Genomic DNA, 5,621 nt, shown 5'->3' with positions numbered 1-5,621 from the left:
CCGATGATATGCCCACACCGCATAGGCGATGATTTCGCGGGGAAAACGGAAGCCCTTCAGCCGCGGCAATGAGGTCGGTATGATCATGGTACCGCGCTATCCGAGAAGGACAACGCGATCAACTTGGCAATGCCTTCGCAACTTATCTGTGATCACAACATGGGGTCCGCCGAGTTGCGAAGCTATCTCAAGCCAGTCCGCGATCTTGCGCCGAGTGCGGATCACCGAGCACACAAAAGGCTGAACCATTGGATCGAAGGATCACACAGATCCACTCGAAAGCGAGAAAAGCTCACGGGACGCTTTAAGTCGCCAAGACTCCTTATTGCTCACGATCAGATCAACACCGTCTTTCGCTCCCGCCGCTATCAACTCTCCACCGTCTCATACCGTAACTCCAGAACCGATGCCTTCGACCTTTGGGACTGCTATGTTGCCGAAATGACCGCCTGAAAACTCCAAGCATCCGAAACCTGCATCCTTCGATGATTAAGTTGGCAATGCACTTCACATACATAGCTGCTAAGCCCAACGAAGCGCGGCCACGACCGTGTGAACGTCACTTTTAGCAGCAACTGCGTTAGCCGAAGGTGCGTAAAGAGCCTCATCGATTGGGTGCAACACCAAGTTTCCGATCTTGCCACCGTATTCGCCGGATTTAAATCCCATCTCTATCGTATCACGGCAGGGCACACTCTGCATTCCATTTATTGGCACATATCATTTTCCGACATGGTGAAATTGTACGTGATGTCAGCGCTGTGCATTAGTTGATCTGTGTGTGAGCAAAGAGCAGAAAAAGGCTATGCTCTTTGACTCTTCTGAAGCTATTAAAATAACTCAACGGGTGCTAAAACATGTTAGGGTCAAATTGGTGTTTGGATGCAGTTAGGCTTGAGGAGGTCGTAGAGAAAGAAACCGCATCCTACGCTGTGCCAAAACCCTTAGTAGTGTATGAAGCTGTCTTGCGATTTGGTCCAATTTCTTTGGATGATTTGCACCCAAAGCTGGAATTTTCGCGATCTGCAACATTTAGAGCTTTGAAGCATCTTGAAAATGCAGGGTGGATTAGAAAATCAATGAATGCTCACCAATTTGTTGCGACATCATATCTCGACAATTTATTTTCTTCAGGTTCGGTTTCACCGCCAGAGATAGATTATATCTATTCTATTCTACACGGCGCTGTAAATAAAAGTCTGTATCATTTTGAAGTGGGGATGTATGTGACGAATCGAACCTTCTATATTTTAGAGAGCACTGATAAGTCAGTGAAAGTAAATGCTCCGGTATATCCTGAGTTTTCCCTCGGAGCCTTAACTGCATTTTGCTGTTTTTCGGCTAGATGGAGGGAGGATATATTTTTTTCTCCGGCTAGCAAGCCGAGCCTTCAAGAGCTTGAAGATACAAAGCACTCTTTAGAAGCTGTTCGTGGACAAATAAATAAGAGGTCATTTATATTTTGGCCAACATACAACGCAACTGCGATTGGTTTAAAGTTTAACCAGGGATCATTTGGTGCAGTTGAGATAAAATGTAAAACAAATTCCACTGGAGCTTCGCATTACAACCTAGTAAAACAAACGCTCAGAATAAAAAAAATTTTGAAAGATCATAAAGTTCTTGCACTATTTGAAGTTTAGCTATCTGTATTTTAACCTTTGACTATGAATAATTTCTATAGCGGATTATAGTTTTGTGTCGAGCATTTTTGTTAAAAATGCTCGAAGAGCAGGAATTGTAAGGGTATTTGCTATTTGTGCAGCTGGGAATTGAGTTGCAAACTGCTAGTGTTTAAAAACTAATCTTTGCATGAAGCTTGGCGATGCCCGCGGTCGCTTCATGCCAGTTCGAGCGGTCAAGAACATCTGGGATATCGAAATTCAATGCCAGCATAGTCCCATTCGTCGCGTAGTTCTGTTTCCGTGTAACGCCAGATGAGCGTGTCCTCGTCCCAGGACTTGGTTTCCTTTAATGGCAGATCAAGCCGCGCAGAGGCAATATAAGTCAGAGCGGGTATACTACGAAAGGCAAGTCCGCGTTCGACCGCAAGACGATGTCCCAAGAGTGTCAGCCAGAGATACGGCAGCTCAGATTGCGCATGCTTACGCCATTGCGCGCAGCGACAGACCTTCAAGACGCGTTGAGCCATAGCAATATCCGACTTGTATCGCTCGCATGGCTCGAATAAAGGCGGATTCGAAAGTACATTAAACTGCGCTCGTGTGAGTTCTAGGGCCAGCAGGTTAATATGGAAGTCGTGCAGGCCCGTTTCGCCCGGGCTAGCCAGAAACTGGGCGAAGAAGTTTCTTACAGGATTGGGGGGCGGGTGTGAAATGGGATATCCTCCGAAATTTCTCGTGCAAGTAAATACACTCTGCGGGAGAACTGCGCAGCCCTTCAAACGCGCCATGTCAAAAGTCGGCAGTCCCGGTTTCGGAAACCATTTCCATCGAAAGAACAAATGACATAGTCCATTACACACTGACAGAACCTATGAAGTGCAAGGGCAGTACAACCCGATATCCGTGCGTGGAGGCTATGCTCAGGATCCCATTGCGAAACCGGCAAGGAAGTACTCTCGCTGCAATTTGATTTTCTCGGTTAAGGCTACCAAACCGTCGATCTTTCTGCCGAGAAACCATGACGTCAATGCGGACTGATAAAAATACCAGGTCATAGGGAGCCCGCTTCATGAACAACAATCGCGACACCCTGATTTACCGGTTGACAAATGTCGTGCGAAAACTCGCCATGCTGAAAAAGAGATGCCCAGGATACCATAGAACGCCTCTAGGTTCTGGACTCATTAAATTGGTTTCCGTGATCCCGACTGCGTGATTCAAACCCCTGAGTTTCAGGGATGTGTAATGAGCAATCTATTCTGGCTGACTGACGAACAAATGGATCGCCTTCAGCCTTACTTTCCGAAGAGCGATGGCAAGCCGAAGGTTGATGACCGGCGTGTTCTGAGCTGGATTATCTTTATAAACCGCAATAAGTTGCGGTGGTCTGATGCACCTCGCAAATATGGGCCACCAAAGACGATTTACAACCGATGGAAGCGGTGGAGCAACATAGGTGTGTTCGCTCGGATCATGTAAGGATTGGCCGTTGGAGGCACGGACACAAGACGATCATGATCGACGCCCCCTTTTTCACGCCCATGCTGGTCGCTGTTCGGCGGGCCTTGAGATAGGTCGCGTCGATCATGACAGTCTTCTTTTCGTCGTGTTCGGCAGCCAAGCCCGCCATCATCCGGGCGAAGACGCCCTTATCGCTCCACCGCTCCCAGCGATTGTAGAGCGTCTTGTATGGGCTATAGGCAGCGGGCGCGTCACGCCGTCGTAAGCCGTTACGATTGATGAAGATAATGCCGCTCAACACTCGCCTGCCATCAACGCGGGGATTGCCGTGGGGCTTCGGAAAGAAAGGCTCAAGACACGCCATCTGCGCATCCGTTAGCCAGAAAAGATCAGACATATTCACCGCTCGGTTTTCGAACCGTGAATCACGACCCTACGCGGAAATCAACGGGTCCTGACCCTAGGAAATGTCAATGCAGACAGGATTCTACGGCTGAAAGGAGCTAAAGTATTGGTGACCACGTTCATTTTTACTGACGCAGCTTTTCATCGTTGCCCTATCGAGGGTATTCCAATTTTTGATCCAGATAATTTTACAATAAGGTGAACTTTAAAATAATAAATTAATAGCCTATGGCAAGTTATGTACCATTCCATTGACCGCCCCCCTCCGATGGAAACTTTGTCTGGGCCTATGGTGCTAAGCTAAAGAGACGGTACCATTACCACCACTCACTGGGAGCAGGCTTCACACACTGTGTGTGGAGCCTGCTCGTAGATGCCGTTGGTCTGGGGCGATTTCGCTTGAGTTTTCGTGTGGAGATATTGTTGATCGCCAAGAAGAGCTGAAAATCGTGTTTGTCGACACGCCCGCAGTATTCCGTCCCGCGATCTGTCATAATCCGCAGCACCGGCAGAGCATGCTCGTCACGGAATGGTGACGCTCGGCCGTTCAGCGGCGGTGATCGGTGCCTTGGTGGTGTAGAGCTCGGCATTCGCAACCCTGCACTAAGTGTCCACGTAAGTCTGCTGATAGATCCGCCCGACGCCATTGAGTGCACCGATAAAAAATGTCCTGTGAGCCCAGATAGCCGGGATGGGATGGACTTTTGCAGACGACGTGCAGCTTGATGTTCATGCCATCCTTGGTTCGACCAATCAGGCGGCCATGCTGGTCGCTGTTCGATGGACTTGTAGATAGGTTGCGTTAATCATCACAGTCTTCTATTTACCATGCTCGGCGGACAGGCCGGCCTTCACCCGAGTTTAAGACAGCCTTATCGCTCTACCGCTTCCAACGGTTGTAGGGCGCCTTGTACGGACCATACTCCACCGGGGCATCACACCAACGTAAGCTATTGCGGTTGATGAAGATAATGCCGCTCAGGACACGCCGATCATCTACCCTCGACTTGCCATTGGTGCTTTGGAAAGTAAGGCTGAAGTTGCGCCATCTGTAGATCGCTCAACCAGAATAAGTTACTCATTGAGCGCCCTTTGAAACTCAGAAGTTTGAATCGTGCAACCGAATTGACGGCAACCAATTTAATGGGTCCAGAACTTATCCTCAATTCGAGGGATTTTAAGGGGAGCAGGTAAGTCAATTAGAATTGACCGACGGCCTTTGGTCCAACCGCGCCTTCAGTGATGTGTGCCTGCATACCATTAAGCGGCATAGTTGATTTTCAATCATTTATCGCGTGTGTAGCGTGTTCGGGAGTGCGAACAAGAAGTCGCATCATATCGCCATCGGTATGTACCCGTCTATAATCCAAGATTCAAAGGTGAAATGTTGGTCTCTCGTATCTCTGGGGAATTTTTTCTGTGTTGCTTTCAGCGTCGAATGCAAAAGTTGATTTCGTTTTGTTTTGAGGTCGATCACGGTGATACTATACTGATATCGCGGAGACAAAAGACGTCAATATTCAAAGGATTTCAATATATTCTTCTTTGCGTTGTTTTGTTGTCATTTCCAGAAAATGCGAAGGCTCAAGAGCGGCCTGCATCTCCTACAAATGTTACCGTTTTAGCTGGCGTAAAAGAGCTTGTTGTAAGTTGGAGTTATTCTGAAAACCCACGCTGCGATGTTACCTCTGATAGCAGCTCTGGTTTTCACGTCCAATATCGAAAATCTGGTCAAGTCTGGCGTGGTATTGATCAAGTAAATCCTAGTCGAATAAGCCCAGATGGCAACAATGCCGAAAATGGGGTATTTGTAATTCATCGTAGGGATCTTGCAGCTCCTCCGCAAACTGTTGTTGTTGGAAGTCGGCAGGAGGGGGACTTCTTATCGAATGTCGGTCACGAGGGGGCAGATTTGACGCCTGGTGTGGTTTATGAAGTGCGGGTGCGCGCGGCCAGTAATGATTCTGAATGTGATCGCGACTTTATATATGAGTTCCCGGTCAGTGATTGGTCCACAGTTGTTGAAGGTATTCCAACATCGGGTGCGAATGATGCGCCTGTTGCGGATGCAGGGGATGACCGGAGTGTTGCGGAAGGTGTTGTTGTGACGCTGGACGGGACGGGGAGTTC

General features: G+C 48.3%; 4 protein-coding genes and 5 pseudogenes. 4 read left to right on the top strand and 5 right to left on the bottom strand.

The genetic code is table 11. From position 1 onward, the window contains the following. Positions 1-87: pseudogene (locus ACR0DT_RS24735) on the bottom strand (IS6 family transposase); the annotation flags it as partial. 84 nt (positions 88-171) lie between these two features. Between ACR0DT_RS24735 and ACR0DT_RS24730 the strand changes: the two are divergent. Next, positions 172-453 (top strand): annotated as a pseudogene (locus ACR0DT_RS24730) (IS6 family transposase); the annotation flags it as partial. Positions 454-857: 404 nt separating this feature from the next. Next, complete coding sequence (locus ACR0DT_RS24725; protein WP_480713298.1) at positions 858-1,643, top strand: MarR family transcriptional regulator; 786 nt, start codon at positions 858-860, stop codon at positions 1,641-1,643. 215 nt (positions 1,644-1,858) lie between these two features. Here the strand turns inward: ACR0DT_RS24725 and ACR0DT_RS24720 are convergent, their stop codons facing one another. Continuing rightward, positions 1,859-2,413, bottom strand: a complete 555-nt coding sequence (locus tag ACR0DT_RS24720) for a hypothetical protein (protein ID WP_480713297.1) — start codon at positions 2,411-2,413, stop codon at positions 1,859-1,861. A 457-nt stretch (positions 2,414-2,870) separates the two neighbouring features. Between ACR0DT_RS24720 and ACR0DT_RS24715 the strand changes: the two are divergent. Next, positions 2,871-3,101: pseudogene (locus tag ACR0DT_RS24715) on the top strand (transposase); the annotation flags it as partial. 49 nt (positions 3,102-3,150) lie between these two features. Here ACR0DT_RS24715 and ACR0DT_RS24710 read toward each other — a convergent pair. The 3 genes and pseudogenes from ACR0DT_RS24710 to ACR0DT_RS24700 form a co-directional block, all read right to left on the bottom strand. After that, positions 3,151-3,483 (bottom strand): annotated as a pseudogene (locus tag ACR0DT_RS24710) (transposase); the annotation flags it as partial. 356 nt (positions 3,484-3,839) lie between these two features. Then, a pseudogene (locus ACR0DT_RS24705) lies at positions 3,840-4,188 on the bottom strand (transposase family protein); the annotation flags it as partial. A 183-nt stretch (positions 4,189-4,371) separates the two neighbouring features. Next, positions 4,372-4,455: a hypothetical protein gene (locus ACR0DT_RS24700; RefSeq protein ID WP_480713299.1), complete on the bottom strand. Its 84-nt coding sequence runs from the start codon at positions 4,453-4,455 to the stop codon at positions 4,372-4,374. Between the two features lie 474 nt (positions 4,456-4,929). Here ACR0DT_RS24700 and ACR0DT_RS24695 point away from each other — a divergent pair. Further along, positions 4,930-5,621: hypothetical protein (locus ACR0DT_RS24695; protein ID WP_480713296.1), on the top strand; the 692-nt coding region annotated here is incomplete at its 3' end.

This window comes from Ruegeria sp. BI11 (genome assembly GCF_056538005.1).
This window is presented reverse-complemented; position numbering and strand designations above follow the sequence as displayed.